This is a genomic window from Pseudoponticoccus marisrubri, from assembly GCF_001482405.1.
Lineage (GTDB): Bacteria > Pseudomonadota > Alphaproteobacteria > Rhodobacterales > Rhodobacteraceae > Pseudoponticoccus > Pseudoponticoccus marisrubri.
In genome coordinates this window covers 50575-76266 of record NZ_LPXO01000004.1, presented here as the reverse complement: position 1 = coordinate 76266, position 25692 = coordinate 50575, and the positions used below count along the sequence as shown (strand labels likewise).

Genomic DNA, 25692 nt, shown 5'->3' with positions numbered 1-25692 from the left:
GTCTTTTTGTTCTTATCCAAACAGGCAGTCCCTGATGCGCATCAGGCCTGCCTCTGTCTCGTCTGCCGGGGCCACGAGGGCCACCCGGATGAATCCCGCGCCCGGGTTGCCGGCCTCGGTGTCGCGCGACAGGTAGGCGCCGGGCAGCACGCGCACCCCGGTCTCCTGCCACAGCTTCAGCGCCGCCGCTTCGCCATCCTCGACCGGCAGCCACAGGAACATGCCCGCCTCGGGCGCCATGTAGCCCGGCACATCGCCCAGGATCCGGTCCGCCATCTCGTATTTCGCGCGATAGAGCGCGCGGTTCTCGGTCACATGCGTCTCTTCCGCCCAGAGCCGTTCCGAGACATGCTGGATCGGCAGCGGCACCGGCGCCCCGGAATAGGCGCGCAGCTGCCTGAGCCGCGCCATGCTCTCGGGGCCGCCCGCCACGAAGCCCGAGCGCAGCCCGGGCAGGTTCGATCGCTTGGACAGCGAATGGAAGGTCAGCACGCGTTCGGGATCGGCGCCCATCTCGACGGCCACCTGCATCGCGCCCGGCGGCGGCGTGTCGCGGTAGATCTCGCAATAGCACTCGTCGGCAAGGATGCGGAAGTCGTGACGCTCCGCCAGGGCAATCAGCCGCTCCCAATAGGCGCGGTCGGCCACGGCGCCCTGCGGATTGGCCGGCGAGCAGATGTAGCACAGCGCAGCGCGGTCCAGAACGTCATCGGACAGCGCCGCGAAATCGGGCAGGTGCCCGGTCTCGGCGGTGGCGGGGCAGAAGACCGGCTCAGCCCCCACCGAGATCGCCGAGATCATGTAGACCTGGTAGAACGGGTTGGGCATCAGCACGACCGGCCGCGCCCCGCCCACGGTCTCAGGGCAGAGCGCCATGCCGGCGTTGTAGAGCCCCTCGCGCGTGCCGTTCAGCCCCATCACCTGCCGGTCGGGATCGACCGTGACGCCGTAGCGGCGCTGCAGCCAGTCGGCGATCGACCGGCGCAGGCCCGGCGTGCCCTCGTTGGGCGGGTAGCGGCCGAAATCGGCCGCGTGGGCGACCAGCTCGTCGGTGATCCACGCGGGGAACGGGTGCTTCGGCTCGCCGATGGACATGTGCATGACCGGCCCGCCGGGCTCGTGCACGTCCAACAGGGCGCGCAGACGCGGGAACGCATAGGCCGGTAGGTTCGAAAACCGCTCGGGGAACATCTGGGTACTGCCTCAAGGATACGGGATCTCTCTGCCCCGTTTGGGGGCAGGATACGGAATCGGGGGGCCCTCTGTCCAGAATCCGCGGCGCATCCCGCCCCGATGTGACCCGAAAGTCGCAAAGGCCGCGAAACCCGACCGCCCCCCGTGCGAGCCCGGCCCGCCCCGCCCCGCAAGGGCTTGACGCGCCGGGCGAAGGGCGTTCAGCGCAGCACGCGCTCGACCGCCGCGGCGACTCGAAGCAGGCGGTGTTCCTGCATCGGCGGCGCCATCAGCGACAGCCCGCAGGAGGGCGTGCCGGTGGGCAGGGTGATCGCACAGCCGCCCATCAGGTTGCCCACCCGCGTGTTGCGCAGGGTCAGCAGGTTCTCGGTGACGTAATATTCCGCCTCTTCCATCAACCGGTCCACCTGCGGCGGCAGGTTGGGCGTGGTCGGGCAGAGCACGGCGTCGAACCCGGCCGTGGCCCGGGCCCAGGCGGCACGCGCCGCCTCCATCCGGGCGACCGCGCGCAGGTAGTCCGCACCGCCGGGCAGGCGCCCGGCCTCGAAACGCTCGCGGATGGGGCGGTACATGGCGTCGGGATCGGCCTCGATCGCCTCGCCCCATGTCGCCCAGGCCTCGGTCGTGTAGAGGATGCCCGCATCCTCCAGCGGCGTGCGGATCTCGGGCACCTCCAGCGGCACGATCTCGACCCCGGCGCGCTCCAGCGCGGCCAGCGCGGTGTCGTGGGCGGTGGCCGGCGCCTCGCGCAGGTCCTCCTCGACCAGCGTGGTCAGCCGTGCCAGCCGCAGCCGGCCCGGCTCGGGCGCGCCGCGCAGATCGGGCGCGCGACCGCCATCCAGCGCCGCCAGCATCAGCGCCGCATCCTCGACGCTGCGGGTCAGCGGGCCCACCGTGTCGAAGCGCGCCGCCAGCGGCACCACGCCCGACAGGCTGACCCGCCCCGAGGTGGTCTTGAGCCCGACAAGGTCGTTCCACGCCGCCGGCACCCGGACCGAGCCGCCGGTATCCGAGCCCACCGCCGCCGGGGCAAGACCGAAGGCGACCGAGGCCGCCGCCCCCGAGGAGGACCCGCCCGCCACCGCGCCCGCATCGTTGACGCAGGGCGGCGTGGCGGTGACCGGGTTCAGGCCCAGCCCCGAGAAGGCCAGTTCCGACATGTGTGTCTTGCCCAGGCAGACTGTGCCGCGCGTGGTGGCGATGCGCAGGCTCTCGGCATCGCGCTCGGGCACCCGCCCCGCCAGCAGGGCCGAGCCGGCCTCGGTCGCGACACCGGCAGTGTCGAACAGGTCCTTCCAGCTGACCGGCACCCCGTCGAGCGGGCCGTGCCGCAGCCCGGCGCGCGCCCGGTCGCGGGCGGCGCGGGCTTCGGCCAAGGCGCGGTCGGGCGTGCTGCGCGCGAAGATGCGCGGCCCGGCGGGATGCCCGGCGATCCGGTCAAGACAGTCCTCGGCCAGCGTCACCGGGTCCAGCGTGCCCGCCTCGATGGCGCGGCCAAGCTCGGCGGCGGTCTGCTGTTCTGTCCCGGTCATCGCGTGCACTCCCTTCATCCCTTGTCCATGGCCTGCCTGCCTAGCGCGGCCCCGCGCCCCGCGAAAGGCCGAAACGGCGCGCCGGTGCCGGGCCGGATTGTCGGATCGGACGGTAGCGGCAGCACGGCGCATGGACAATCCCGGCCCGGACACCATAGTTCGCGGCATGACACATGATCTGATCATCGTCGGTGGCGGGCTGAACGGCGCCGCGCTGGCCCTCGCGGCCGCCCGGTCCGGGCTGACGGCCTGCGTTCTGGACGCGCTGCCGCGGGCGGCGCGCATGTCGGGGGATTTCGACGGGCGCTCCTACGCGCTGGCGCAGGCCTCGCAGCGGATGCTGGCCGGTCTGGGCCTGTGGGACGCGCTGGCCGAGCACGCCCAGCCCATGAACGAGATCAAGGTCACCGACGGGCGGGTCGGCGCGGCTGAGGTCTTTCTCGGACTGCATTTCCAGAGCGCCGAGCTGGAGAGCGGGCCCATGGGCTACATGGTCGAGGACCGGCACCTGCGCCCGACCCTGCTGCGCGCGCTGGACGACACCGACGGGATCACCCTGCGCGACGGCGCCCGCGTTACCGCGCAAGCGGTCGAGGCGACCGGCGTGACCGTGACGCTGGAGGACGGCACGACAGTGAGCGGCCGGGTGCTTGTGGGGGCCGACGGGCGCCAGAGCGGCACCGCCACGCGCGCCGGGATCCGCCGCACCGGCTGGCGTTACGGGCAGACCGCGCTGGTCTGCGCCATCGCGCATGAGCGCCCGCATCACGGCGTGGCGCACCAGCTGTTCCTGCCGCCCGGTCCGCTGGCCATCCTGCCGCTGACCGGCAATCGCAGCTCGATCGTGTGGAGCGAGAGCACCGAGGCGGCGGCCGAGATCCAAGCGCTGCCGGACGAGGCTTATCTCGAGGTGCTGCGCCCGCGTTTCGGCGATTTCCTTGGCGAGATCTCGCTTGCCGGTACGCGCTATGCCTACCCTCTGGGCATGACGCTCGCCAATGCCTTCACCGCGCCGCGGCTGGCGCTGGTGGGCGACGCGGCGCATGGCGTGCACCCGATCGCGGGCCAGGGGCTGAATGCCGGGTTGCGCGACGTGGCGGCGCTGGCCCATGTGCTGGACCATGCCACCCGCCGGGGCGAGGACATCGCCGCGCCGCAGGTGTTGGACCGTTACCAAAGCTGGCGGCGCTTCGACACGGCCACGCTGGCAGCCTCGACCGACCTGTTCAACCGGCTCTTCTCGACCGACAACCCGCTGCTGCGGGCAGGGCGAGACCTCGGCATGGCGCTGGTCAACGCCGCGCCGGGGCTGCGCCGCGGCATCATCCGCGAGGCCGCCGGGCTGTCGGGCGACCTGCCCGACCTGATGCGCGGCTGAGCCGGCTGCACGGGCGCTTTCAACGGGTCGGGCGCCGTGACAGAGTGGCGCCGGATCACAGCGGAGGATTTCCATGACCCAGACCTGTGCCCTGGTGACCGGGGCGGCCCGCGGCATCGGGCTGGCCACGACGGACCTGTTCCTTGAAAAGGGCTGGCGCGTCGCCATGGTGGATCGCGACCGCCCTGCCCTGCTCGAGGCGGCAGCGACGCGTGACAACGTGCTGGCCATCGCGCGCGACGTCTCGAACCCGCAGGAGGTGGCGGCCATGGCGCGCGAGGCGCTTGGCTGGGCCGGCCGCATCGACGCGCTGGTCAACAATGCCGGCGTGGCCGAGTTCGGCCCGATCGAGCACTGCGATTTCGAGACGTGGCGCCGGGTCATGGCGACGAATCTCGACGGGGTGTTCCTGTGCAGCCAGGCCTGCACCCCGGCGCTGAAAGAGACAAAGGGCGCCATCGTCAACATCGCCTCGATCAGCGGGCTGCGCGCCTCGACGCTGCGTGTCGCCTATGGCACGTCCAAGGCGGCGGTGATCCAGCTGACCAAGCAATACGCGGCCGAGCTGGGCGAGCACGGCATCCGGGTCAACTGCGTGGCGCCCGGCCCGGTGCGCACCAAGCTGGCCATGGCCGTGCACACGCCCGAGATCATCCAGGCCTATCACGAAGCCATCCCGCTCAACCGCTATGGCAGCGAACGCGAACTGGCCGAGGTGATCGTCTTTCTTGCCGGGCCGCAGGCCTCTTACGTGACCGGGCAGGTGCTGGCGGCTGATGGCGGGTTCGACAGCACCGGGGTCGGCCTGCCCGCGCTGCGCGCCCCTGCGGACTGAACCCCGCGCACAGGACCTGCCGCGCATGAAAAAGGGGCGGTCGCCCGCCCCTTCCCGTCCCGCCTATCGCAGGTGCGTCACTTGATCCGCTGGCCATTGGCCAGGATCTGGCCCTCGGGCGTGAACTCGATGACCGAGCTCGCGGTGTCCGGCTCGTCGCCCGGCACGGTGAACATGCTCATCATCATGCGCATGCCCATCGCGTCCTCTTCGGTCATCATGCCCATGGCGATCAGCTTGTCGACCAGCGCGTTGGCGCCGGCGACCTCGAAGGTGATGGAGCCGTCGGGACGCGGCATGCCGTCATAGGTCTCGAGGTCGGAATTGTCGAAAGTGACCGCGCCGCTGCCCTGGATCACGCCGCCCACGGCATCGACCACCAGCTCGTTCACCGTCAGCGCGTTGATTTCGGCCGGCGGCTCGCTGCTGTCCTCGAGCGCTTCCATCTGCTCGGGGTCGAAGATGTTGACGAAGGGCGTCACCAGCGCCTCGAGGTCCAGCGCCACGGTGGCGGGATCACGCGGCAGGTTGCCGGCCGGGTCGAAAATGCCCCAAAGCATGTCGGACATGGTGAAGCCGCCCATCACGATCGACAGCGCCGCCGGCTGCGGGCCGTCGCCGGGCTGCAGCGGCATGCTGAGGCTGAAGCCGGTATCCTCGAGCCCGAACTGCACCGGGAAGGGGATCTCGGGGCCGCTCAGCGCCATGGTCTGCGCCGTGGAGGACAGCGCATAGGTCAGCGAGGCCTCCGAGACCGCGATGCCCAGCTCGCCCGAATCCGAGCTGAGCGTGCCGGTGGTGGTGCCGGCCTCTTCGGTGACCTCGAAATCGGTCTGCCCGCCGGCATGGCCGATCACCACGTCGACGCCCAGCCCGCTGGTGAACAGCGCCGCGGGATCCGAGAAATCGGCATCGGTGGGCGCCACCGTCTCGCCGGTCGAGTAGAGCCCGGTGAAGGTGCCCGAGAACCGGCCGCTGTCGCCGCTGTCGGGATCGTTGAAGGTGAAGTCATAGGCCATGTCGCCCAGCTGCAGCTCCTGCGCGACGGCCTGCATGCCCGCGGTGCGGGTCACGTTCGACCGGCCGACGACCGGGCCGGTGGCGACATCGATGCTCAGCGCGTCGCGGCCGATCTCCTCGCCGTTCTCGGTCAGCGAGGCCAGCGTGAAGGTCAGCGCATCGGCGCTGTAGTCATAGGTCAGCGCGCCGGCCTCGCCCGAGATCACCATCTCGAAATTCTGCTGGCCGTATTCCAGCACCATCTCGCCGCCATCCTCGCCCTCTTCGGCGTCGAAGGCGATGGCGATCGGCATCACCTCGGGGAAGGTCATGGAAACGGTGCCGTCGCCGCGATCGGTCAGCGTCACCTGCGCCATCGTGATCTCGACCGTGCCGTCGGCCTCGGGCATCTCGATCGACATCACCACGTCGGACACGGTGAGCGTGTCGCCGGCCATGGACTCGGTTCCGGTCACGGCATAGCCGAACCCCTCGAGATAGGTTTCGAGATCGTCCCAGACCTGCTGCGGGGTGACATCCGCAAGGGACGGGCTGGCCAGCGCGCAGAGCGCCAGAGCCGAGACTGTTGCAAACCGTGACATGGTACACCTCTCTGTGAAATCTGTCGGTCCGAATTTGTCCCCAGTGTCAGGGGCGTACCGACAACGGTCAAGGGACTGGATTCCATACTAGTGAGCGATTACGAAGTTTGCGACACGGCAATTCTGGTCCGGGGGATGGCAATGGATCTGAAAGACAGGACAGTGATGATCACCGGGGCAAGCCGGGGCATCGGCGCCGCCGCCGCGCGCGCCTTCGCCGAGGCCGGGGCCCGGCTGGCGCTGGTGGCGCGATCGGCCGACGCCGTGGCCGACCTGGCCGGTGAGATCGGCCAGCAGGCGGTGGCGATCCCCTGCGACGTGGCCCGCTACTGGGAGTTCGAGCAGGCGGTGCGCAACTGCGTCACCGCGCATGGCGGGCTGGACGTGCTGGTCAACAATGCCGGCGTGATCGAGCCGATCTCGCACATGGCCGACACCGACCCCGAGGCCTGGGGCGAGGTGATCGATATCAACCTCAAGGGCGTGTTCCACGGCATGCACGCGGCGCTGCCGGTGATGCTCGAGGCCGGCGGCGGCACGGTGCTGACCATCGGGTCGGGCGCGGCGCATGGCCCGGTCGAGGGCTGGTCGCATTACTGCGCCTCCAAGGCCGGCGCGTTGATGCTGACCCGCATGGCCGACAAGGAATACCGCGAGCGCGGCATCCGCGCGCTGTCGCTGTCGCCCGGCACCGTGGCCACGCAGATGCAGCGCGACATCAAGGCCAGCGGCATCAACCCGGTCAGCAAGCTCGACTGGTCCGATCACATCCCGCCCGAATGGGTCGCCAAGGCCCTGGTCTGGATGTGCGGCGCCGAGGCCGACGGCCACCTGGGCGGCGAGATCTCGCTGCGCGACGAGGCGATCCGCACCAAGCTGGGCCTGTCGTGATCCGGCTGGACCGGGATGACGGGCTCTGGACCGTCACGCTGGACCGCCCCGACAAGGCCAACGCGCTGACCGCCGAGATGCTGGAGCGGCTCTGCCAGATCGCCGAGGAGGCCCGCACGGCCCGCGCGCTGGTGCTGACCGGAACGGGCAAGGTGTTCTCGGCCGGGGCCGACCTGGATGCGGCGCGCGCCGGGCTGGCGACCTCGCCGCTGTGGGAACGGCTCTCGGGTGCCATCGCGCGCCTGCCGGGCCTGACCATCTGCGCGCTGAACGGCACGGTGGCGGGCGGGGCCATGGGCATGGCGCTGGCCTGCGACCTGCGCATCGCCGTGCCTGGCGCGCGCGTCTTCTACCCGGTGATGAAGCTGGGCTTCCTGCCGCAGCCCTCGGACCCGGCCCGCCTCGCCGCGCTGGTCGGGCCCAGCCGGGCCAAGATGATCCTGATGGCCGGCCAGAAGATCGGCGTGGAGGAGGCGCAGGCCTGGGGTCTGATCGACCGCATCGTCGAAGGCGACCTGCTGGAAGAGGCCCGCGCCCTGGCCGCCGACACGCTGGGCGCGACACCCGAGCATGCCGCCGCCATCAAGACGCTGATCCGCGCCTGACGCGGCGCGTTCGGCCTGTCAGTCGTTTTGACCGGCGAGCCGCACGGGCTGGCCATGCGGCGTGGCATGGTAGGCCCTGCGCCACTCCTCGGTCCGCCGCTCGACCTCCGCCGATGGCGCAAGATCCTGCCCGTCCAGCAACTGCTCCAACACCGCAAGGAAGGCGGCGTAATAGGTCGCGTCGCTGTCGGGTGCCCCGTCCGCGGCGCGACGCTCCAGCTCGGCGCCCAGCGCCTGCGACCAAGCGCCGGGGTCCAGCCGCCCGTCCGCGACCAGCACTTCGACCACGGCGACCACCTCGGCATGCCATTGCTCGGCAAAGGCGGTCTCGCCCCGGCCCTGCCGCAGCGCGGCACGTGCCGAGGGCTCAGGCCGGCTCAAGATAGCTGTCCCACATGTCGGTGCAGAGCGTGTCGCCGCTATAGGCCGCCTCGGGCCAGAGATCGGCCATGGCAAAGCGCACCACGTAGGTCTGCTCCTTCTGCCGCACCCCCGTGGCGGCCGCGTCGGGCTGCGGCTGCGGGCCGATCACGCTGTCGATCACACCGGTACGCCCGCGCAGGTAGCCTGCCAGCCGCGTGTGCATGCTGTCCGTGTCCCGGCGGCACCGCACCCGGTCGCCCGGCGCAAAGCGCGGCGGGAGTTCGGAGACGGGCCGGACCGGCACGGGCCTGTCATAGGTATATTCCCCGGCCGCGGCGCGGCCCTCGACGAATTCCGGCAGCCCGGCCACGCCCTCATCAATGGCGGTGGCCATCATGCCCAGCGTCCATTTGTCGAAATAGTCCAGCCGCAGGTAGAGATCGGGCGGCAGCCGCTCCAGCACGTGGCGGTACCAGTCCAGCGTCCAGCCCGTCTGGTCGGCCCGAAGCTTGCCCATGGACATCATCGCGATGGCCCAGACGCGGGCCTGCCAATCTTGGGGAAACAGCGCCGAATCGTCCTCGGCCACGTTCGGGATCGGGCCGAAGCCCTGCCGGCCGCCCAGATCATGCACCGTGTCCATCAGGCCGCCCCCCGCGCTGGTGTCAGGTCGCGCACCGTGCCGATCATCGCGTTGCGGGTCACCAGCCCGGCCAGCTCCGTCTCGGACCAGTCTCCGGTGCCGGCGGGGCGCTCGGGAACGACCATGTAGCGCCGGTCCGAGGTCGAATCCCAGACCCGCACGTCGACCCCCTCGGGCAGGTGCGTGCCGAACTCGGCCAGCACGCCGCGCGGATCGCGCACCGCCCGCGCCCGGTAGGCGGTGGACTTGTACCACGCGGGCGACATGCCGAGAATGCCCAGCGGGTAGCAGGAGCACAGCGTGCAGACGACAAGGTTATGCGTGGTCGGGGTGTTGAACACCGCCTTGATCGGGTAGCCCTTCTCGACATGGGGCAGCAGCGCGGCAAAGGCGGCGGGCGTGTCCTCGGCCAGCCGCGCCACGAAATCGGGATCCGTCCAGGCCCGCGCGATCACGCGCGCGCCGTTCATCGGGCCCACATTCTCGGAATAGGCGTCCAGCCAGCTATCCACCGCATCCTGTGACAGGAAGCCCCGCTCGACCAGCACGGTCTCGAGCGCCTTCAGCCGCAGAGCGGGCTCGGCGGGCAGGTGACTGTGCAACTCGCGGTGCAGCCGCGCCACCTTGTCGGAGTCATGGGAACTCATCGCGGCCTCCTTCGCCCGGGTCTTCGGGCCGCCCCGGGGCCCGATCGTGGCGCGAGTCTATCCCGCGGCCCGATTCGTGTCATGGACCATCACCCCGGCCCGGAATCCCGCTCGCCCCGCCCGGATGGCTGTGCCAGAATTGGCCAAGGCGGATCAGCACAGGGGGATGACATGGCGGAACTGGAGCGGCGCATCGCGCAGGCGCGCGGCGACGAGCCGGCGGACCTTGTCCTGCGCGGCGGGCGGATCTTCGACCTGGTCACCGGCGCGCTGCTGGAGGGGGACGTGGCGATCTGCGGCGACATGATCGTCGGCATCATGGGCGACTACGAGAGCGCGCGGGTGATCGACCTCGACGGGCTGATCCTCGTGCCCGGCTTCATCGACACGCATCTGCATATCGAGAGCTCGCTGGTCACCCCGTTCGAGTTCGACCGCTGCGTGACGCCGCGCGGCGTGACCACGGCGATCTGCGATCCGCACGAGATCGCCAACGTGATCGGCGCCGAGGGGATCCGCTGGTTCCAGGAGGCCAGCCGCCACACGCTGATGGACATCAAGGTGCAGCTCTCCTCCTGCGTGCCTTCCACCCATATGGAGACCGCCGGCGCCGAGCTGGATGCCGAGGCGCTGGCGGATCTGCGCGGCCATCCCTCGGAGCTGGGGCTGGCCGAGTTCATGAACTATCCCGGCGTGATCCACCGTGAGCCGGGCGCCATGGCCAAGCTGCGCCTGTTCGAGGGCGGCCACGTGGACGGGCACTGCCCGCTTCTGTCGGGCCATGACCTGAACGCCTATATCGCCGCCGGCATCCGCACCGAGCACGAGGCGACCACCGCCGCGGAAGCGCGGGAGAAGCTGCAGAAGGGCATGCGCGTGCTGATCCGCGAAGGCTCGGTGTCGAAGGACATGAATGCGCTGCAGCCGCTGCTGACCGAGCGGACGGCGCCCTACATGTGCCTGTGCACCGATGACCGCAATCCGCTGGACATCGCCGAGCACGGGCACCTGGATTTCATGATCCGCAGCCTGATCGCCGCGGGCACGCCGCCGCTGGCCGCCTATCGCGCGGCGTCCCTGTCGGGGGCCGAGGCCTTCGGCCTGTCCGATCGCGGGCTGATCGCGCCCGGGCGCCGCGCCGATATCGTGGCGGTGGACAGCCTTGAAGGCTGCCACGCGCAGCTGGTGCTGGCCGGCGGGGTGGACGTGTCGGACCCCGCCTTCGCCTCGCGCGCGACGATTCCCCCGGTGGGCCGCGGCTCGGTCCGGGCGCCTGCGGTGACGGCCGAGGATTTCCGCGTCACCGGCAATGCACAGGAGACCGACGTGATCGGCATCCGCGAGGGGCAGATCCTGACCGACCACCTGCACGAGGAGATCGCCATCGCCGATGGCGACAAGCGCCCGGACCCGGCGCGCGACCTTGTCCGCATCGCGGTGGTCGAGCGGCACGGGCGCAACGGCAATATCGCCTGCGGCTTCGTGAAGGGGTTCGGGCTGCAGGCCGGCGCCATCGCCTCGACCGTCTGCCACGACCACCACAACATCGCCTGTGTGGGCGTGGACTATGCCGACATGGCCCGCGCCGCGACCCGGCTGGGCGAGATCGAGGGCGGTTTCGTCGTGGTGCGCGACGGCGCTGTGCTGGCCGAACTGGCCCTGCCCGTGGCCGGGCTGATGTCTCTGGAGCCTTTCGAGACGGTGCGCGACCGGCTGGTCGAGCTGCGCGCCGCCGCCCGGTCGCTGGGCGTGACGCTGGAGGAGCCTTTCCTGCAGCTGGCCTTCCTCGCCCTGCCGGTGATCCCGGCGCTGAAGATCACCGACCGCGGCATGGTCGACGTGACCCGGTTCGAGATCATCGCCTGACCGGGCGCCCGTGGCGGGGGCAGGACGCCTCCGGCGGGAGTATTTTTGGAAAGATGAAAGCGGGCGCGCGGTGTCGTGCTGTCTGCGCGAGACGGGAGGGGCTGAATGCTGCGGCGGCGATGCTTGTCGATCTGCGCGTCGCGGGTGCGATCACCGGGGTCGGATCCGGCGGGGTGGCTCGTGGACAGGCGCTTTGGCAGGGAGCCGCAGTTCTCGGCTGGTCAGGAACGGGCGGTGGGCGTGTTTCCCTGCAGCGCCGATCGCCGGGCCTCAGGACGGTGCATGCCACAGCCGGCAGAGCGGGCCATCCGGGCCGGTGAGCGGGTCGGTATCGGGCAGCGGGACGGCGGCGATCTGTGCGGCGATATCCGGACCGCCCTGCCCTTCGCGCAGGGTGGTATAGTCGGACTGGCCCGGCGGGTAGGCGCCGCAGATGCGGAAATCGGGGCTTTGCGACAAACGCTTGTGGCCGGTGCCGGCGGGCAGCAACAGCGCGTCGCCGGGGTGCAGGTCGAGCGAGGGGCCGCCCGGACCGCCCAGCATCAGCCGCGCCGTGCCGGAGGCGCAGACCAGCGCCTCATGCGCGTCGGGGTGGAAATGGTGGTAATCGAAGACGGTCCAGACCCAGGTCCCGGTCCAGCCATTGGCCTCCATCAGCGCGCAGATCCGTTCCGGCGGGCCCGAGACCGCGCCCGGCGCGACAAGGACCGGCAGGGAGGGGTTGTTGGGGATCCCCTCCCCCGGTTGCAGATCGAGCCTGTGGATCGTCATGCGAACCCCGGCCGGCTCACAACCGGTTCAGCAGGTCCGGCGTGGGCCAGGCATCGGCGGGCAGGCCCAGCTGCTGCTGGACGTCGCGCACGGCCGAGCGGGTGCCGGCCCCCAGGATGCCGTCGATCTCGCCCACGTCATAGCCCATGGCGTCGAGCTTGCGTTGCAGCTGCTTCATCTGCGCGCTCGACAGGCCCGGCGCGGGATTGCCCGCGTCATAGACCGGCGCGCCTTCGAGCCGCGTTCCGAAATAGGCGGCGGTCAGCACGTAGGTGAAGCTCTGGTTCCACTCGAAATAGACGCGGAAATTCGGGTAGGCGATGAAGGCCGGGCCGCCGCGGCCCTGCGGCACGATGATCGAGGCCTCGAGCCGGCCGTCATCCAGCACGCCCTGCCGGGCCTGCACGCCCAGCTGTTCCCAGTCGGCCACGCTGCGCGTGACCTGCAGCCCGGCCTGCGACCAGTCGAAATCGGCGGGCAGCACCACCTCCTGCAACCACGGCTCGCCCGGGCGCCAGCCGAGATGGGACAGCATCTTGGCGCCGGACATCAGCGCGTCGGGGGCGGAGGTCTTGAGCGTCACATGCCCGTCGCCATCGCCGTCCACGCCGTTTTCGAGGATGTCCTTGGGCAGCATCTGCACCATGCCGATCTCGCCCGCCCAGGCGCCGGTCGTGGTGGCCGGGTCGAAATCGCCCTGCTCGTAGAGCGAGAGCGCGGCGAAGACCTGCGGGCGGAAGATCTCGGGGCGCCGGCAGTCATGGGCCAGCGTGACCAGCGCATTGGCGGTGTTGAAATCACCCTGGAAGGCGCCGTAATCGGTCTCGAAGGCCCAGAAGGCCAGCAGCACGCCCGGCGCGATGCCGTAGTCGCGCTGGATGCGGTCGAACACCGCCTCGTAGCGGCTGGCCATCTGGCGGCCGCGATCCAGCCGGTTCTGGCTGATCAGCTTGCGCGAGAAGGTGATGAACGGGTCCTGGAAGATGCCCTGCCGCTGGTCGGCCCGCAGCACCGAGGCGCTTTGCGAGATCGGCGCGAAGAAGCGCTGCACCGTTGCCGGGTCATGCCCGCGGGCGATGGCCTCGTCGGCCATGTCGGCCTTGAATTGCGCAAAGCTTCCGCCGCAGGGGACATCCTGGGCGAAGGCCGCGGTCCCGGCCAGGAGACCGAGAAGGAGTGCCGGAAGGCGCATGGGGGATCCTCGTATGTTCGCGTCGGCCATACCCTAACGAAGCCGCCGGACGGGGCAAGCCGAGTTCCGCCGATGGGCGGGGGCCTGCTGGACCGACCGGTCAAATTTCCTGCGCCCCGTTAATCCGGCCTTAACGATTGTAAACGAAAACGGAACAAGTTGCGTCAAATGCCGTGTCTCTTCATGGAGGTGGTCGTGCGGGTTCTGATCGTGGAAAGCAGCGCCCCGCTGGCGCAGCTGTGGCAGGGCCACCTCAAGCGCATGGGCGCCCGCGTGAGCCTGGCGCGCGCCCAGAACGATGCCGTCGCGGCGCTGGCGCGCGAGGATTTCGACGTCATCATCCTCGACCTGGTGCTGGATGAGGGCAGCGCGCTGGCGGTGTCGGATATCGCCCAGTACCGCCAGCCCGAGGCGCGCGTGATCTTCGTCACGAACACCTCGTTCTTCTCGGATGGCTCGATCTTCCGGCATTGCGCCAATGCCTGCGCCTTCCTGCCCAGCAGCACGGCGCCATCGGACCTCGCCACGATGGTCGAGCATTACGCCCGCGCGCCGTAAGCCCCCTCAGGCGGCGGCCAGTGCCCCGCGGCCATGCGGCGCCGTCAGGTCCAGCGCGGGCCCGATCGGCACGATGCGATGCGGGTTCACCGTCTCGTGGCTGTAATGGTAATGCCGCGTGATGTGGTCGAAATCCACCGTCTCGGCAACGCCCGGCCACTGGTAGAGCTCACGCAGATACCCCCACATGTTCGGGAAATCGACGATGCGGTTGCGGTTGCACTTGAAGTGGCCGTGATAGACCTTGTCGAAGCGGATCAGCGTGGTGAAGAGCCGCCAATCCGCCTCTGTCACCTGTGCGCCCATGAGGTAGCGGCGGCGCGACAGGCGTTCCTCGATCCAGTCCAGCGTTTCGAACAGGGGCCCCACCGCGGCGTCATAGGCCTCTTGCGAGCGGGCAAAGCCCGCCTTGTAGACGCCGTTGTTCACCGTGTCGTAGATGCGCGCGTTCACCGGCTCGATCTCGTCGCGCAGATGCGCCGGCCAGTAATCGTCGCTATTCCCGGTCAGCCCGTCGAAGGCGCTGTTGAACATGCGGATGATTTCGGCGCTTTCATTGCTGACGATGGTCTCGTACTGGCGGTCCCAGAGCACCGGCACGGTGACCTTGGTGGTCGCGCGCGGCTCGGCCCGGGTGTAGATCTCGCGCATGAAGCGCGACCCGTAAAGCCGGTCGCCCGTGGCGCCGCGCCGGTCGAGATCGAAGGTCCAGCCATCGTCGAGCATGTCGGGATGCACCACGCTGACGCCGATCAGATCCTCCAGCCCCTTGAGTTTGCGGAAGATCAGCGCCCGGTGCGCCCAGGGACAGGCATAGCTGACATAGAGGTGATAGCGGTCGCGCGCGGCCTCGAAGCCGCCCTCGCCGCTGGGGCCCGGTCGGCCGTCGGATGTCACCCAGTTGCGGAAGGACGAGTCTTGCCGCTGAAAGCTGCCATCCTTCGAGGTCGGGGCGACCTGCCCGGTTTTCCATTCTCCGTTGACCAATTGGCCCATGTGATCCTCCTGCGCGTTGGGACATAGCTAGGCCATGCGCCCTGACGCTCAAACGCCCGTGCCTGCGCAGGAGATCCCGCAGGAATGCACAGACCGGGCGGCGGATCAGCGCTCGAAGACGGTTTTCCACAGCCAGATCAGCAGGAGCGCGCCCAGCACCGCGCCCACCAGCCCGGCCAGGAGGCCCGAGATGACCAGCAGGAACCGGATCACCAGCCCGCCGATCAGCGCGCCGGCCATGCCGATGGCCACGGTCTGCACGATGCCGGCCTCGATGCGCATCAACCGTGTCGCCAGAAAGCCGGCTGCCGCGCCGACGATGATCAGCCAGACGATGCTCATGCCGCTGTCTCCCTATTGCCGGGGACCAGCCTGCCACAGGCGGCACATGCTGGCTGCGCGGCCATCCGTCTCAGCGCCGCCCGCGCCAGTGGGTGGGCACGATCAGCAGCGCGCCGATCGAGGCCACGATCGCGTTCAGCCCGGGCGAGCGAAAGCCGAAGCCGAACATCAGCGTCACGAAGTAGAACAGGAAGGCGCCGCCGACGCAGATGATGATGCTGGGCAGGATGCCGTTGCGGGTGAAGCCCGTCCGTTCCGAGGCATAGCCCACGATGCCCGCGATGACGACGGTGCCGATGATGACCGGAAACATGGCTATCCTCCCAGAATGGTGCCGGCGGGCAGCGGGTGGCCGCGCAGGAAGCTGTCGGCATCCTGCGCGCCGCGGCCGGCGCGTTGCGCGCGGGTGATGCGCAGGGCGTCGGTGCCGCAGGCGACAGTGAAGCCGGCATCCAGGACGGTCCCCGGCGCGCCCTGCCCGGCCACGATTTCGGCGCCCAGCAGTTTCAGCCGTGCCGCGCCATGCTGCGTCCAGGCGCCGGGAAAGGGCGACAATCCGCGGATCTGCTGCGAGACCTCGGCCGCCGGGCGGGCCCAGTCGATCGCGGCCTCGGCCTTGTCGATCTTGGCTGCATAGGTGACGCCGGCCTCGGGCTGGGGCTGCGGGGTCAGCGTGTCGAGCCGGTCCAGCGCCTCGCAGATCAGCCGCGCGCCCAGTGCGCTCAGCCGGTCATGCAGCTCGCCCGTGGTCTCTGTGGGCCCGATCGGCGTGGCCTCGCGCAGCAGCACGGGGCCGGTGTCCAGCCCGGCCTCCATCTCCATGATGCAGATGCCGGTCTGCGCGTCGCCCGCCATGATTGCCCGGTGGATCGGCGCCGCGCCGCGCCAGCGCGGCAGCAGCGAGGCATGGATGTTGAGACAGCCGCGCGCCGGCGCGTCCAGCACCGCCTGCGGCAGGATCAGCCCGTAGGCCACGACCACGGCGATATCGGCCTTGAGCGCGGCCAGCGCCGCCTGCTCCTCGGCCCCGCGCAGGCTGACAGGGTGACGCACCTCGAGGCCCAGGTCTTCGGCGCGGGCCTGCACCGGGGTCGGGCGGTCCTTCTTGCCGCGCCCGGCGGGGCGCGGGGGCTGGCAATAGACGGCTGCAATCTCGTGCCCGGCCGCGACCAGCGCGTCCAGAACCGGCACCGAGAAGTCCGGAGAGCCCATGAAGATCACCCGCATCGCCTGTGCCTCGCCTGTTGCCGCGTCACCGTCCAGATATCCGCTGCACCGCCCCGCGCCAAGGGGGCGGGCTCAGCGGGCCAGCTTGCGCGCCTTGCGCAGCAGCATGTCGCGGCGCGTCTTGCTCAGCCGGTCGACATAGAGCCGCCCGTCGAGATGGTCGACCTGGTGCTGCACCGAGGTGGCCCAGAGCCCCACGAAGTCCTTCTCGACCGGCGTCCCGCTCTCGTCGAGATAGCGCACCGTGACCGCGCGGGGGCGCGAGACCTTGGCCGAGACGCCGGGCAGGTTCGGGCTGGCCTCTTCGTGGTCGCGCAGCTGCACGCTGGCATGCAGGATCTCGGGATTGGCCATGCGGACGGCCTGCCCGCGCGCCTCGGAGGCATCGACCACGGCAAGGCGCAGCAGGACGCCGATCTGCGGCGCGGCCAGCCCGACGCCCGGCATCGCCTCCATCGTGTCGATCATGTCCTGCCAGATGGCGCGGATCTCGTCGGTCACGGCCTCCACCGGATCGGCGGCGGTGCGCAGCCGCGCATCGGGCCAGGGCACGAAGGGCCGGACGGTCACGCGCGAGACTCGTACTCGGCCAGCAGCGCGTCGCGCGCCGGAGCCGAGAGCCGGTCGAAATGCATCACGCCGTCGAGATGGTCGTATTCATGCTGCGCAAAGATCGCGTCGGCGCCGGTCAGGTGCCGCTCCTGCGCGGCGCCGTTGATGTCGGTATAGCCCAGCACGATCTCGGTGGCGCGGGGGACCTCGGCGGTGACGCCGGGCACCGACAAGCACCCCTCGCCGCCCGTGGCCACCGTATCCGAGCGCCAGAGGATCTGCGGGTTGATGCAGGCGATGGGCGTCATCTCGCCATCCTTCCAGCCGGTATCCATCACGAAGACCCGGGCCGAAACGCCCACCTGCGGCGCAGCCAGCCCGCGGCCCGGCGCATCATACATCGTCTCGAACATGTCGCCGATCAGCTCGGCCATTTCGGCCGGGTCGGTCACGGGGGCGGCGGGCTGGGCCAGTCTCGGATCGGGCCAGTGCAGGATCTCGCGCAGGCTCATGCGCGGGCCTTCTCGCGCTTGAGCTTGACCATCTTGCGGGTGATCAGCTGACGCTTGAGCGGCTTGAGATAGTCGATGAAGAGCTTGCCATCGAGATGGTCGATCTCGTGCTGCACGCAGGTCGCCCAGAGCCCGTCGAAGCCCTCGCGCTGCAGGGCACCGTTGCGGTCCAGCCACTCGACCTCGACCTCGGCGGGGCGCTCCACGTCGGCATACTGGTCGGGGATCGACAGGCAGCCCTCTTCGTAGACGTTCATCTCGTCCGAGGCGGAGACGATCCGCGGGTTGAACATCACCAGCGGGCGCGGAGCCGCCTCGTCGGCCTTGACGCAGTCCAGCACGATCAGCCGCGACAGCACGCCGATCTGCGGCGCGGCCAGGCCGATCCCCGGCGCGTCATACATGGTCTCGAGCATGTCGTCGGCCAGCACGCGCAGGTCGTCGGACAGGTCGTCGACCGGCGGGCAGACCTTCTTGAGCCGCGGGTCGGGGTGCAGGATGATGGGCCGTTTCATGGTCCGCGATGTAAGCCGTGCCGCGCCGTCGCGCAAGCGGCCCCTTTCGGTTGCGCGCGCATCGCTCTAGCGTGCGGCCGAGACGGGCCCCGGCCCGAAAGGAAAGGACAGACCATGAGCCGTTTTGACGAAGAGATCGACCGCGTCGGCACGCATTGCATGAAATGGGACATGATGGAGGCGCGCTATGGCGTGCCGGCCTCGGACGGGCTGGCCATGTGGGTGGCCGACATGGATTTCCGCCCGCCCGACTGCGTGACCGCGGCGCTGCAGGGCATGGTCGATCACGGCATCTTCGGCTATTTCGGCGATGACCGCGCCTATCTCGAGGCCATCCGCTGGTGGCACGAGACGCGGCATGGCTGGGCGCTGGACCCGTCCTGGGTGTTCTCGACCCACGGGCTGGTCAACGGCGTGGGGATGTGCCTTGACACCTACACCCAGCCGGGCGACGGCGTGGTGCTGTTCACGCCGGTCTACCATGCCTTCGCGCGGGTGATCGAGGCGGCGGGGCGGCGCGTGGTAGAATGCCCGCTGACCCTGAACGATGGCCGCTACGAGATGGATTTCGACGCCTATGACGCGTTGATGACCGGCGAAGAGCGCATGGTCATCCTGTGCAGCCCGCACAATCCCGGCGGCCGGGTCTGGAGCCGGGCCGAGCTGAAGGGCGTGGCCGAGTTCGCCCGCCGGCATGACCTGATCCTGATCTCGGACGAGATCCACCAGGACCTGGTGATGCCGGGCCATACCCATGTGCCCATGGCGCTGGTCGACGACCGCGTCTCCGAGCGGCTGGTGATGATGTCGGCCACGACCAAGAGCTTCAACCTCGCCGGCATCCATACCGGCAATGTCATCATCCCCGACAAGGATCTGCGGGCACGCTTTGCCCGCCGGATGCAGGCGATGGGCATGGGGCCCAATGCCTTTGCCATGCACATGGCCACGGCGGCCTATTCGCCCGAAGGTGCGGCCTGGATCGACGCGCTTTGCGCCTATCTCGACGGCAACCGCAAGGTGTTCGACGAGGCGGTGAACGCGATCCCCGGCCTGCGCTCGATGCCGCTGGAGGCGACCTACCTGTCCTGGGTGGATTTCGAGGGCACCGGCATGGCCCTGCCCGAGGCGCTGGAGCGGGTCGAGAAACAGGCGCGGATCGCCGTCAATCGCGGCCCCACTTTCGGCACGGGGGGCGATCATTTCCTGCGCTTCAACCTTGCCACGCCGCGCGCGCGGGTGGTCGAGGCGGGCGAGCGGCTGCAGAAGGTCTTTGCCGACCTGCAGTAGCGGCTAGCGGCGCGGCGGGCGCGGCTTGTAGACCGGCAGGCGCCATCCCAGCGCCAGAGAGCCCGCCCGCAGCGCGAAGGTGCTGGCCGCGCAGGCCAGCCCGGACACCAGCTGCGACTGGTCCAGAGCCGACAGCGCCACCGCCACGGCCGACCCGGCCACCGCGCAGCTGACATAGAGCTCGCCCTGTTTCAGGATCAGCGGCACCTCGTTGGCCACCACGTCGCGCGCCAGCCCGCCGGCACAGCCGGTGGCCACGCCCATGACCACAACGATCGCCGCCGGCTGGCCCATCTCGAGCGCGATGCCCGCCCCGGCCGCCACCGCGACCGCCAAAGCGGCGGCATCCAGCCAGAGCAGCGCTCGGTAGCGGCTTTCCAGCAGATGCGCGGTGAAGAAAACCAGCAGCGCCGCGGCACAGGCGACGCCCAAGTAGCCCGGCTGCGCGATCCAGAGCGGCGTGCGATCCAGCAGCACGTCGCGCAGGGTCCCGCCACCCAGCCCGGTCAGGCTGGCGAAGAAGGCAAAGCCGATCAGGTCCAGCTGCGCCCGGCTGGCCACCAGCGCCCCGGTCAGCGCGAAGACCAGCACCGAGGCATGGTCGAGCAGGCCGAGGAAGCTCATCGTCTCAGCCCGAGCGGGCGGGCTTGAACGGGGCCATGCCGGCGCGGGCCAGCTCGTCGGCGCGCTCGTTCTCGGGGTGGCCGGCATGGCCCTTGACCCATTGCCAGGTCACGTCGTGGCGCTGCTGCGCCGCATCCAACCGCTGCCAGAGCTCGACATTCTTGACCGGCTTCTTGGCGGCGGTCTTCCAGCCGTTGCGCTTCCAGCCATGGATCCAGCCGGTGACGCCGTTCTTCACATAGGCGCTGTCGGTGACGATGGTGATGGTCGAGGGGCGGGCCAACTGCTCGAGCGCGTTGATCGCGGCCAGGAGCTCCATCCGGTTGTTGGTGGTCTGCGCCTCGCCGCCATTCAGCTCGCGCTCCTTCAGGATGGTCTCGCCCTCGGTGGCGCGCAGCAGCACGCCCCAGCCCCCCGGCCCGGGATTTCCGGAACAGGCCCCGTCGGTATAGGCGAAAAGCTCAGGCATGGGCGGTCACCGTGATCCAGGGCGCCACGACCCCGTCCAGCCCGGTATCGGCCCCGTGCCGGGCCGGGCCCGGACGCAGCCCCGCGGCCCGCAACAGGTCGAACAGCGCATCTTGCGTGTAATAGGTGTAGTGCCGGCCAAGCGCGTCGCGCCGCGCGCCCTCGCCGGTCTTGAGGCCGAGATGCAGCAGACCGGCGGGCTTCAGCGCACGCTTGATCGCGGCAAGATGCCCCGGCATGGCAGCGCGCGGCGCGTGCAGCAGGCTGAAATTGGCCCAGACCCCGTCATAGGCGGCCTCGGCCTGCAGATCCTCGAACACGGCCTGCCGCGCGGTGACGCCGGGCCGGGCGGCGGCCAGCGCCACCATCTCGGCCGAGGCGTCCCACGCCTCGACCTCCAGGCCCGCCGCCGCCATGTGACCCGCCGAAAGCCCGGGCCCGCAGCCGAGATCCAGAACGCGGCCGCCCGGCGGCAATGCCGCGATGAAGGCCTGCAGCGTAGCGTCAGGCCCGTCGCTTGCGGTGACCCTTGCATACTCGCCGGCGCGGCTGTCATAGACGCGGATGGTTTCGGGATCGCTCATATCAGCACCCCGATGCCGAGGCAGAGCACCACCAGCGCGGTCAGCAGCAGGCGCAGCGCCAGCCACCAGCGCGGTGCCAGCCTCCAGCGCCAGAACTGCCAGTCGAGCGCCAGCAGCCCCACGAAGCCCGCGATCAGGCTGAGCCCCGCGCTGTCCGGCCCGCCGCCGGTGGTGAAGAAGGCCCAGAGCGCCGGGATCACCGACAGCCCGTATCCCAGCGCGGCGCGGTCGCCCTCGGCCCGCGTGGCAAACCCCCAGAGCACACCGGACATGAAGGAGAGGATCACCGCCCCGTAGAAGAGCTGCACATAGGGCCCCACGAAACGCGGCCCGAGGGTTTGCAGGCCCCACTGGGCGAGCCCGTCCCAGAGGAGCGTCAGCGCGCCCCAGGCGAAGGGCAGCACACCGGCCAGGCCGAGGATCAGGGCGGAGCGGGGGATCTGGTGCACGGGGCGAAACCTCTGCGCCGAAGGAGATGTCGGGAAGCGAGGGGCCGGCCCCTCGCGCTCCCCGGAGTATTTAGGGAAAGATGAAAGGAAAGGCCATCGCCCGATGCCGCGGTCAGGCGCGCTCGGCCGCGAGCTTGAGCCCCAGCCCGGCGAAGGAGGCGGCGAAGGCGCGGCGCAGCCAGGCCATGGCGCGGGGGCTTTCCACCACGCGGGCGCGCAGCCAGCCTGCGGCCAGCGCGTAGCCGGCAAAGACCGCGCCGGTCATGGCGACGAAGGCCAGCCCCAGCTCGATCAGCCGCGCCGTGGGGGCCGGGTCGCCTTGGGCGATGAATTGCGGCAGGAAGGCCATGAAGAACATGGGCAGCTTGGGGTTGAGCAGGTTGATCAGCACGCCGCGCCGGATGATGCGCGATGCCGGCCCGGGGCGCGTCTCGGCTTGGACGTCCAGCGCGCCCTGCCCCTGCAGAGTGCCCCAGGCCATCCAGAGCAGGTAAGCGACCCCGGCATATTTGATCGCGGCAAAGAGCAGCGCCGAGGCATGCAGCACCGCGGCAAGCCCGGCCAGCGCGAGGCCCAGATGCACCGCCGTGGCCAACGTGCAGCCCGCCACTGCCCAGAGCCCCGGGCCGAGGCCGCGGCCCAGCGTGACCGACAGCGTGTAGATGACGCCAAGACCCGGTGCCAGGCAGACGATGAAGGCGGTCAGCAGGAAGGCAAGGGTCATGACTTGGTCTCCGTCGGGCGTCAGGCCGGTTGTCTCAGCACGCGGGGCACCTTGAACTCGACATTCTCTTCTGCGGTCTCGACCGTCTCGACCGTCACGTCGAAACGGGTGCGGAAGGCGTCGACCACCTCGTCGATCAGCACCTCGGGCGCGCTGGCCCCGGCGGTGATGCCGACGCTGTGCACCCCCTCAAGCGCGCGCCAGTCGATATCGGCCGCGCGCTGCACCAGCTGAGCATAGTCGCAGCCGGCGCGGCGGGCGACCTCGACCAGCCGCTTGGAGTTCGACGAGTTGGGCGCGCCTACGACCAGTAGCGCATCGGCCCTGGGTGCGATGGCCTTGACCGCTTCCTGCCGGTTGGTGGTGGCGTAGCAGATATCTTCCTTGTGCGGGCCGACGATGGAGGGGAAGCGGGCCTGCAGGGCGGCGACGATCTCGGCCGTGTCATCCACCGACAGGGTGGTCTGGGTGACGAAGGCGAGCCGCTCGGGATCGCGGACCTGGACATGGGCCACATCCTCGACCGTCTCGACCAGCAACACCTCGCCATCGGGCAGCTGGCCCATGGTGCCCACGGTCTCGGGGTGGCCGGCGTGACCGATCATGATCATCTGCAGCCCGTTCTCGGAATGGCGCGCGGCCTCGATATGGACCTTGGAGACCAGCGGACAGGTGGCATCCACGTAGATCATCTCGCGCCGGGCGGCCTCGGCCGGAACGGCCTTGGGCACGCCATGGGCGGAAAAGATCACTGGCCGGTCATCGGGGCAGTCTTCCAGCTCCTCGACGAAGACGGCGCCCTTGGCGCGCAGGTCGTCGACGACGTATTTGTTGTGCACGATCTCGTGGCGCACGTAGACCGGCGCCCCCCATTTCGACAGCGCCATCTCGACGATCTTGATCGCCCGGTCGACACCGGCGCAGAAGCCGCGCGGGGCGGCGAGGTAGAGGGTCAGGGCTGAAGTCATGGCACGTCTCCTTGGTGTCCGACCTAATGATTGCGCAAGGACCCGTCCAGCCCCGCGCGGAATTGTCTTGCCCTTCCCGCGCTGGAGGGTGCTTCAAAAGGGTTCGCGGCAGGAGGAGAGCGATGCGACGACTGACAACCCCGACGATCCTTGTGATGCTGGCCGGGTCTTCTGTGGCCGCGGGGCTGTTGCCCTACGAGGATGCGGCGCGCGTGGCCGAGGGGGCCGCGCTATACGAGACGTATTGCGCGGCCTGTCACGGTGCCGAACTGGAAGGAGAGCCGAACTGGCGCGAGCGGACTGCGGACGGCTATCTTCCCGCACCGCCCCATGACGAGACAGGGCACACATGGCACCATGCCGACCCGCTGCTGGTCCGGATCGTGACACTGGGCACCGAGGCGCTGATCGGCGGCAATTACCGGTCCAACATGCCCGGCTATGGCGACACGCTGACACAGGACGAGATCCTGAACGTGCTGGCCTATATCAAGAGCACCTGGCCGGACACGGTGATCGAGACACATAACAACATCAACGCGCGCGTGCTGGGCGACTAGAGAAACCCCGCCGTCAGCGCGGCGAAGATGATGTAGCGCACGGTCTTGGCGAAGCCGACAAGCGCGAGGAACAGCCAGAGCGGGGTGCGCATGACGCCGGCCACCAGCGTGATCGCGTCGCCCAGCGGCGCCCAGGACAGCAGCAGCGACCAGACGCCCCAGCGCTGGTACCAGGCCTGCGCGCGGGCCAGCTGCGCCTCGGTGGCGGGAAACCAGCGGCGGTGCTTGAAGCGCTCGGCGCCCAGCCCCATCGCGTAGTTCACCGCCGAGCCCAGCGTGTTGCCGATCGAGGCCACGACCACCAGCGTCACGATCGGCCAGGCATCGCGCAGCTGCATCGCGGCAAAGACGATCTCGGACTGGAAGGGCAGGAAGGTGGCCGCGCCGAAGGCGGCAAGGAAAAGGCCGCCCAAGGCGGCGGCCTCACCCCACATGGCAGGTTGCCCTCATCCCCATAAGGACGCTGCCCCTTACTTGCTGCTGGCAACCTCGAAGTTGCGCTCCACCTGCTGTTCGCGCGGCGGGCGGCCGATGACCTCGCGCAGCTCGTCCAGCTCGATGAAGTTGTCGGCCTGGCGGCGCAGCTCGTCGGCGATCATCGGCGGCTGCGAGCGGATGGTCGAGACGACCGAGACGCGCACGCCCTGCCGCTGCAGGCTCTCGACCAGCGGACGGAAGTCGCCATCGCCCGAGAACAGCACGATGTGGTCCACGCGCGGCGCAAGCTCCATGGCATCGACCGTCAGCTCGATATCCATGTTGCCCTTGACCTTCCGGCGGCCCTGGCTGTCGGTATATTCCTTGGCCGGCTTCGTCACCATGCTGAAACCGTTGTAATGCAGCCAGTCCACCAGCGGGCGGATCGGCGAGTACTCGTCATTCTCCAGCAGGGCGGTGTAATAAAACGCGCGCACCATCTTCCCGCGACGCGCGAATTCTTGCCGGAGCAACTTGTAGTCTATGTCGAAGCCCAGCGCCTTCGCGGCGGCGTAGAGGTTCGACCCGTCGATGAACAGCGCAAGCCGTTCGTCCTTGTAAAACATCAAATGTCCTTTCGCCAAAAATGGCCCGCCGAAAACGCCGTGAGTGTGAGTGGAATGGCGGACCCGGTCTGCAGAGGGTAAGGGTTTTTCCGGCCTGTTCAAGAACCACAATATATCCTCAAGGATAGCGGATCGCTCTCTATGGTACAAGAATTCTTGATTGCACTCGGATCCAACCTCGGTTCGCAGGCGGGCGACCCCGCCGCGACCCTCTCTACCGCTCTGGTTGAATTGCGCAACCGCGATGTAAGGCTACGCCGCGTCAGTCGCTTCTTCCGGACCCCCTGTTTCCCTACAGGTGCAGGGCCCGATTACGTGAATGCCTGCGCCGCGGTAGGCGCGGCGTGCTCCCCGGCCCGGCTGCTGGAGATCCTGCATGATGTCGAGGCCGGGCTGGGGCGGGCGCGGCAGGTGCGCTGGGGCAGCCGGACGCTGGATCTCGACCTGCTGGCCGCCGGGCCGCAGGTTCTGCCCGATGTGCAGACGCAGGCTGAATGGCGCGAGCTGCCCCTTGATGCGCAGCGCAGCGCGACGCCGGGGCAGTTGGTACTGCCGCATCCGCGGCTGCAGGACCGGGCCTTCGTGCTGGTGCCGCTGGCCGACATCGCGCCGGGCTGGGTCCACCCGCTTCTGCGACAGGATGTCGCGAGCCTGCTGGCGCACCTGCCCGCCGAGCAGCGGGCCTCTGCCGTGCCGCTGCCGGGAATCGCCTTGTAAATCCGCGCCATGCCCGTTACATCTGACACCTTAATGCATCCTTGA

32 protein-coding genes are annotated in these 25692 nt (G+C 69.5%); 9 read left to right on the top strand and 23 right to left on the bottom strand.

What is annotated here, in order from left to right; genetic code table 11:
* Positions 1-12 precede the first annotated feature (12 nt).
* A complete protein-coding gene (locus AVJ23_RS08355) occupies positions 13-1191 on the bottom strand; it encodes an aminotransferase class I/II-fold pyridoxal phosphate-dependent enzyme (protein ID WP_058861723.1) in 1179 nt (392 codons plus the stop codon).
* 203 nt (positions 1192-1394) lie between these two features.
* Positions 1395-2726 carry an amidase gene (locus AVJ23_RS08350; RefSeq protein WP_058861722.1) on the bottom strand — a complete coding sequence of 444 codons (1332 nt, stop codon included), beginning with the start codon at positions 2724-2726 and terminating at the stop codon, positions 1395-1397.
* 130 nt (positions 2727-2856) lie between these two features.
* Between AVJ23_RS08350 and AVJ23_RS08345 the strand changes: the two genes are divergently transcribed.
* Together AVJ23_RS08345 and AVJ23_RS08340 are read left to right on the top strand one after the other, a co-directional pair.
* Complete coding sequence (locus AVJ23_RS08345) at positions 2857-4104, top strand: FAD-dependent monooxygenase (RefSeq protein WP_084794386.1); 1248 nt, start codon at positions 2857-2859, stop codon at positions 4102-4104.
* Positions 4105-4177: 73 nt separating this feature from the next.
* On the top strand, positions 4178-4939 hold the full coding sequence (locus AVJ23_RS08340) for an SDR family NAD(P)-dependent oxidoreductase (protein WP_058861720.1): 762 nt from the start codon (positions 4178-4180) through the stop codon (positions 4937-4939).
* A gap of 77 nt (positions 4940-5016) precedes the next feature.
* Here AVJ23_RS08340 and AVJ23_RS08335 read toward each other — a convergent pair whose 3' ends face one another.
* Positions 5017-6540 (bottom strand): DUF2125 domain-containing protein, encoded by a 1524-nt coding sequence (locus AVJ23_RS08335; RefSeq protein WP_058861719.1) that lies wholly within the window; start codon positions 6538-6540, stop codon positions 5017-5019.
* A gap of 141 nt (positions 6541-6681) precedes the next feature.
* On the opposite strand from AVJ23_RS08335, the gene AVJ23_RS08330 reads away from it, so the two are divergent.
* Both AVJ23_RS08330 and AVJ23_RS08325 read left to right on the top strand, forming a co-directional pair.
* Entirely contained in the window at positions 6682-7431 is a 750-nt protein-coding gene (locus AVJ23_RS08330) for an SDR family oxidoreductase (RefSeq protein ID WP_058861718.1), read from the top strand.
* Positions 7428-8036, top strand: a complete 609-nt coding sequence (locus AVJ23_RS08325) for an enoyl-CoA hydratase/isomerase family protein (protein WP_058861717.1) — start codon at positions 7428-7430, stop codon at positions 8034-8036. The genes AVJ23_RS08330 and AVJ23_RS08325 overlap by 4 nt, the downstream gene beginning before the upstream one ends.
* An 18-nt stretch (positions 8037-8054) precedes the next feature.
* Here the strand turns inward: AVJ23_RS08325 and AVJ23_RS08320 are convergent, their stop codons facing one another.
* From AVJ23_RS08320 to nthA, 3 genes are read right to left on the bottom strand one after another with little or no spacing between them, the layout of a single operon-like run.
* Positions 8055-8417, bottom strand: a complete 363-nt coding sequence (locus tag AVJ23_RS08320) for a hypothetical protein (protein ID WP_058861716.1) — start codon at positions 8415-8417, stop codon at positions 8055-8057.
* The gene (locus AVJ23_RS08315) at positions 8404-9042 is read right to left on the bottom strand and encodes an SH3-like domain-containing protein (protein ID WP_058861715.1); all 639 of its coding nucleotides are present in this window, start codon (positions 9040-9042) and stop codon (positions 8404-8406) included. The genes AVJ23_RS08320 and AVJ23_RS08315 overlap by 14 nt, the downstream gene beginning before the upstream one ends.
* On the bottom strand, positions 9042-9689 hold the full coding sequence (gene nthA, locus AVJ23_RS08310) for a nitrile hydratase subunit alpha (protein ID WP_058861714.1): 648 nt from the start codon (positions 9687-9689) through the stop codon (positions 9042-9044). Before nthA ends, AVJ23_RS08315 begins: the two co-directional genes overlap by 1 nt.
* A gap of 171 nt (positions 9690-9860) precedes the next feature.
* Here nthA and ade point away from each other — a divergent pair, with 171 nt between their 5' ends.
* Positions 9861-11555, top strand: coding sequence for an adenine deaminase (ade, locus tag AVJ23_RS08305; RefSeq protein WP_058861713.1), 1695 nt, complete (start codon positions 9861-9863; stop codon positions 11553-11555).
* A gap of 270 nt (positions 11556-11825) precedes the next feature.
* On the opposite strand, the gene AVJ23_RS08300 is transcribed toward ade, so the two are convergent.
* Together AVJ23_RS08300 and AVJ23_RS08295 are read right to left on the bottom strand one after the other, a co-directional pair.
* Positions 11826-12326: a cupin domain-containing protein gene (locus AVJ23_RS08300; RefSeq protein ID WP_058861712.1), complete on the bottom strand. Its 501-nt coding sequence runs from the start codon at positions 12324-12326 to the stop codon at positions 11826-11828.
* Between the two features lie 16 nt (positions 12327-12342).
* A complete protein-coding gene (locus AVJ23_RS08295; RefSeq protein ID WP_058861711.1) occupies positions 12343-13518 on the bottom strand; it encodes a lytic murein transglycosylase in 1176 nt (391 codons plus the stop codon).
* 195 nt (positions 13519-13713) lie between these two features.
* On the opposite strand from AVJ23_RS08295, the gene AVJ23_RS08290 reads away from it, so the two are divergent.
* Entirely contained in the window at positions 13714-14076 is a 363-nt protein-coding gene (locus tag AVJ23_RS08290; protein ID WP_058861975.1) for a response regulator, read from the top strand.
* A 6-nt stretch (positions 14077-14082) separates the two neighbouring features.
* On the opposite strand, the gene AVJ23_RS08285 is transcribed toward AVJ23_RS08290, so the two are convergent.
* The 7 genes from AVJ23_RS08285 to def (AVJ23_RS08255) all read right to left on the bottom strand — a co-directional run bounded on the left by AVJ23_RS08285 (position 14083) and on the right by def (AVJ23_RS08255) (position 18220).
* Entirely contained in the window at positions 14083-15072 is a 990-nt protein-coding gene (locus AVJ23_RS08285) for a glutathione S-transferase family protein (RefSeq protein ID WP_058861710.1), read from the bottom strand.
* A 105-nt stretch (positions 15073-15177) separates the two neighbouring features.
* The gene (locus tag AVJ23_RS08280; RefSeq protein ID WP_058861709.1) at positions 15178-15414 is read right to left on the bottom strand and encodes a GlsB/YeaQ/YmgE family stress response membrane protein; all 237 of its coding nucleotides are present in this window, start codon (positions 15412-15414) and stop codon (positions 15178-15180) included.
* A 70-nt stretch (positions 15415-15484) separates the two neighbouring features.
* A complete protein-coding gene (locus AVJ23_RS08275; RefSeq protein WP_058861708.1) occupies positions 15485-15727 on the bottom strand; it encodes a hypothetical protein in 243 nt (80 codons plus the stop codon).
* A gap of 2 nt (positions 15728-15729) precedes the next feature.
* On the bottom strand, positions 15730-16641 hold the full coding sequence (gene fmt / locus AVJ23_RS08270) for a methionyl-tRNA formyltransferase (RefSeq protein WP_058861707.1): 912 nt from the start codon (positions 16639-16641) through the stop codon (positions 15730-15732).
* Between the two features lie 72 nt (positions 16642-16713).
* Positions 16714-17211 (bottom strand): peptide deformylase, encoded by a 498-nt coding sequence (gene def / locus AVJ23_RS08265; RefSeq protein WP_058861706.1) that lies wholly within the window; start codon positions 17209-17211, stop codon positions 16714-16716.
* Complete coding sequence (def, locus tag AVJ23_RS08260; protein WP_058861705.1) at positions 17208-17705, bottom strand: peptide deformylase; 498 nt, start codon at positions 17703-17705, stop codon at positions 17208-17210. Before def (AVJ23_RS08260) ends, def (AVJ23_RS08265) begins: the two co-directional genes overlap by 4 nt.
* A complete protein-coding gene (gene def, locus AVJ23_RS08255) occupies positions 17702-18220 on the bottom strand; it encodes a peptide deformylase (protein WP_058861704.1) in 519 nt (172 codons plus the stop codon). Before def (AVJ23_RS08255) ends, def (AVJ23_RS08260) begins: the two co-directional genes overlap by 4 nt.
* A 114-nt stretch (positions 18221-18334) precedes the next feature.
* On the opposite strand from def (AVJ23_RS08255), the gene AVJ23_RS08250 reads away from it, so the two are divergent.
* Positions 18335-19510, top strand: coding sequence for a MalY/PatB family protein (locus AVJ23_RS08250; RefSeq protein WP_058861703.1), 1176 nt, complete (start codon positions 18335-18337; stop codon positions 19508-19510).
* A 3-nt stretch (positions 19511-19513) separates the two neighbouring features.
* On the opposite strand, the gene AVJ23_RS08245 is transcribed toward AVJ23_RS08250, so the two are convergent.
* The 6 genes from AVJ23_RS08245 to ispH all read right to left on the bottom strand — a co-directional run bounded on the left by AVJ23_RS08245 (position 19514) and on the right by ispH (position 23327).
* Positions 19514-20134: a trimeric intracellular cation channel family protein gene (locus AVJ23_RS08245; RefSeq protein WP_058861702.1), complete on the bottom strand. Its 621-nt coding sequence runs from the start codon at positions 20132-20134 to the stop codon at positions 19514-19516.
* Between the two features lie 4 nt (positions 20135-20138).
* Positions 20139-20603: a ribonuclease HI gene (gene rnhA / locus AVJ23_RS08240; RefSeq protein ID WP_058861701.1), complete on the bottom strand. Its 465-nt coding sequence runs from the start codon at positions 20601-20603 to the stop codon at positions 20139-20141.
* Entirely contained in the window at positions 20596-21186 is a 591-nt protein-coding gene (locus AVJ23_RS08235) for a class I SAM-dependent methyltransferase (RefSeq protein ID WP_058861700.1), read from the bottom strand. Before AVJ23_RS08235 ends, rnhA begins: the two co-directional genes overlap by 8 nt.
* Positions 21183-21635, bottom strand: coding sequence for a DUF3429 domain-containing protein (locus AVJ23_RS08230; RefSeq protein WP_058861699.1), 453 nt, complete (start codon positions 21633-21635; stop codon positions 21183-21185). Before AVJ23_RS08230 ends, AVJ23_RS08235 begins: the two co-directional genes overlap by 4 nt.
* Positions 21636-21747: 112 nt before the next feature.
* A complete protein-coding gene (locus tag AVJ23_RS08225) occupies positions 21748-22359 on the bottom strand; it encodes a LysE family translocator (RefSeq protein ID WP_058861698.1) in 612 nt (203 codons plus the stop codon).
* A gap of 20 nt (positions 22360-22379) precedes the next feature.
* Positions 22380-23327 (bottom strand): 4-hydroxy-3-methylbut-2-enyl diphosphate reductase, encoded by a 948-nt coding sequence (gene ispH / locus AVJ23_RS08220; protein ID WP_058861697.1) that lies wholly within the window; start codon positions 23325-23327, stop codon positions 22380-22382.
* Positions 23328-23449: 122 nt separating this feature from the next.
* Between ispH and AVJ23_RS08215 the strand changes: the two genes are divergently transcribed.
* Positions 23450-23887: a c-type cytochrome gene (locus tag AVJ23_RS08215; protein WP_058861696.1), complete on the top strand. Its 438-nt coding sequence runs from the start codon at positions 23450-23452 to the stop codon at positions 23885-23887.
* Here the strand turns inward: AVJ23_RS08215 and AVJ23_RS08210 are convergent.
* Positions 23884-24321 carry a YqaA family protein gene (locus AVJ23_RS08210; RefSeq protein ID WP_058861695.1) on the bottom strand — a complete coding sequence of 146 codons (438 nt, stop codon included), beginning with the start codon at positions 24319-24321 and terminating at the stop codon, positions 23884-23886. The two genes, AVJ23_RS08215 and AVJ23_RS08210, sit on opposite strands and share 4 nt — an antisense overlap.
* 36 nt (positions 24322-24357) lie before the next feature.
* The gene (locus AVJ23_RS08205; RefSeq protein ID WP_058861694.1) at positions 24358-24930 is read right to left on the bottom strand and encodes a LabA-like NYN domain-containing protein; all 573 of its coding nucleotides are present in this window, start codon (positions 24928-24930) and stop codon (positions 24358-24360) included.
* Between the two features lie 141 nt (positions 24931-25071).
* On the opposite strand from AVJ23_RS08205, the gene folK reads away from it, so the two are divergent.
* Positions 25072-25647: a 2-amino-4-hydroxy-6-hydroxymethyldihydropteridine diphosphokinase gene (gene folK / locus AVJ23_RS08200; protein WP_058861693.1), complete on the top strand. Its 576-nt coding sequence runs from the start codon at positions 25072-25074 to the stop codon at positions 25645-25647.
* The last annotated feature ends 45 nt before the right edge of the window (positions 25648-25692 follow it).

What these genes read in the sequence shown, in the direction of transcription:
- AVJ23_RS08250 (WP_058861703.1), top strand. Translation starts at nt 18,335, where the DNA reads ATGAGCCGTTTTGACGAAGAGATCGACCGCGTCGGCACGCATTGCATG.
- folK (WP_058861693.1), top strand. Translation starts at nt 25,072, where the DNA reads ATGGTACAAGAATTCTTGATTGCACTCGGATCCAACCTCGGTTCGCAG.
- AVJ23_RS08215 (WP_058861696.1), top strand. Translation starts at nt 23,450, where the DNA reads ATGCGACGACTGACAACCCCGACGATCCTTGTGATGCTGGCCGGGTCT.
- AVJ23_RS08225 (WP_058861698.1), bottom strand. Translation starts at nt 22,359, where the DNA reads ATGACCCTTGCCTTCCTGCTGACCGCCTTCATCGTCTGCCTGGCACCG.
- AVJ23_RS08295 (WP_058861711.1), bottom strand. Translation starts at nt 13,518, where the DNA reads ATGCGCCTTCCGGCACTCCTTCTCGGTCTCCTGGCCGGGACCGCGGCC.
- def (WP_058861705.1), bottom strand. Translation starts at nt 17,705, where the DNA reads ATGAGCCTGCGCGAGATCCTGCACTGGCCCGATCCGAGACTGGCCCAG.
- rnhA (WP_058861701.1), bottom strand. Translation starts at nt 20,603, where the DNA reads ATGCCTGAGCTTTTCGCCTATACCGACGGGGCCTGTTCCGGAAATCCC.
- fmt (WP_058861707.1), bottom strand. Translation starts at nt 16,641, where the DNA reads ATGCGGGTGATCTTCATGGGCTCTCCGGACTTCTCGGTGCCGGTTCTG.
- AVJ23_RS08335 (WP_058861719.1), bottom strand. Translation starts at nt 6,540, where the DNA reads ATGTCACGGTTTGCAACAGTCTCGGCTCTGGCGCTCTGCGCGCTGGCC.
- AVJ23_RS08355 (WP_058861723.1), bottom strand. Translation starts at nt 1,191, where the DNA reads ATGTTCCCCGAGCGGTTTTCGAACCTACCGGCCTATGCGTTCCCGCGT.
- AVJ23_RS08245 (WP_058861702.1), bottom strand. Translation starts at nt 20,134, where the DNA reads ATGAGCTTCCTCGGCCTGCTCGACCATGCCTCGGTGCTGGTCTTCGCG.
- nthA (WP_058861714.1), bottom strand. Translation starts at nt 9,689, where the DNA reads ATGAGTTCCCATGACTCCGACAAGGTGGCGCGGCTGCACCGCGAGTTG.
- AVJ23_RS08285 (WP_058861710.1), bottom strand. Translation starts at nt 15,072, where the DNA reads ATGGGCCAATTGGTCAACGGAGAATGGAAAACCGGGCAGGTCGCCCCG.
- AVJ23_RS08235 (WP_058861700.1), bottom strand. Translation starts at nt 21,186, where the DNA reads ATGAGCGATCCCGAAACCATCCGCGTCTATGACAGCCGCGCCGGCGAG.
- AVJ23_RS08330 (WP_058861718.1), top strand. Translation starts at nt 6,682, where the DNA reads ATGGATCTGAAAGACAGGACAGTGATGATCACCGGGGCAAGCCGGGGC.
- AVJ23_RS08280 (WP_058861709.1), bottom strand. Translation starts at nt 15,414, where the DNA reads ATGAGCATCGTCTGGCTGATCATCGTCGGCGCGGCAGCCGGCTTTCTG.
- AVJ23_RS08300 (WP_058861712.1), bottom strand. Translation starts at nt 12,326, where the DNA reads ATGACGATCCACAGGCTCGATCTGCAACCGGGGGAGGGGATCCCCAAC.
- AVJ23_RS08275 (WP_058861708.1), bottom strand. Translation starts at nt 15,727, where the DNA reads ATGTTTCCGGTCATCATCGGCACCGTCGTCATCGCGGGCATCGTGGGC.
- AVJ23_RS08340 (WP_058861720.1), top strand. Translation starts at nt 4,178, where the DNA reads ATGACCCAGACCTGTGCCCTGGTGACCGGGGCGGCCCGCGGCATCGGG.
- ispH (WP_058861697.1), bottom strand. Translation starts at nt 23,327, where the DNA reads ATGACTTCAGCCCTGACCCTCTACCTCGCCGCCCCGCGCGGCTTCTGC.
- AVJ23_RS08345 (WP_084794386.1), top strand. Translation starts at nt 2,857, where the DNA reads ATGGACAATCCCGGCCCGGACACCATAGTTCGCGGCATGACACATGAT.
- AVJ23_RS08210 (WP_058861695.1), bottom strand. Translation starts at nt 24,321, where the DNA reads ATGTGGGGTGAGGCCGCCGCCTTGGGCGGCCTTTTCCTTGCCGCCTTC.
- AVJ23_RS08205 (WP_058861694.1), bottom strand. Translation starts at nt 24,930, where the DNA reads ATGTTTTACAAGGACGAACGGCTTGCGCTGTTCATCGACGGGTCGAAC.
- AVJ23_RS08350 (WP_058861722.1), bottom strand. Translation starts at nt 2,726, where the DNA reads ATGACCGGGACAGAACAGCAGACCGCCGCCGAGCTTGGCCGCGCCATC.
- ade (WP_058861713.1), top strand. Translation starts at nt 9,861, where the DNA reads ATGGCGGAACTGGAGCGGCGCATCGCGCAGGCGCGCGGCGACGAGCCG.
- AVJ23_RS08315 (WP_058861715.1), bottom strand. Translation starts at nt 9,042, where the DNA reads ATGGACACGGTGCATGATCTGGGCGGCCGGCAGGGCTTCGGCCCGATC.
- def (WP_058861704.1), bottom strand. Translation starts at nt 18,220, where the DNA reads ATGAAACGGCCCATCATCCTGCACCCCGACCCGCGGCTCAAGAAGGTC.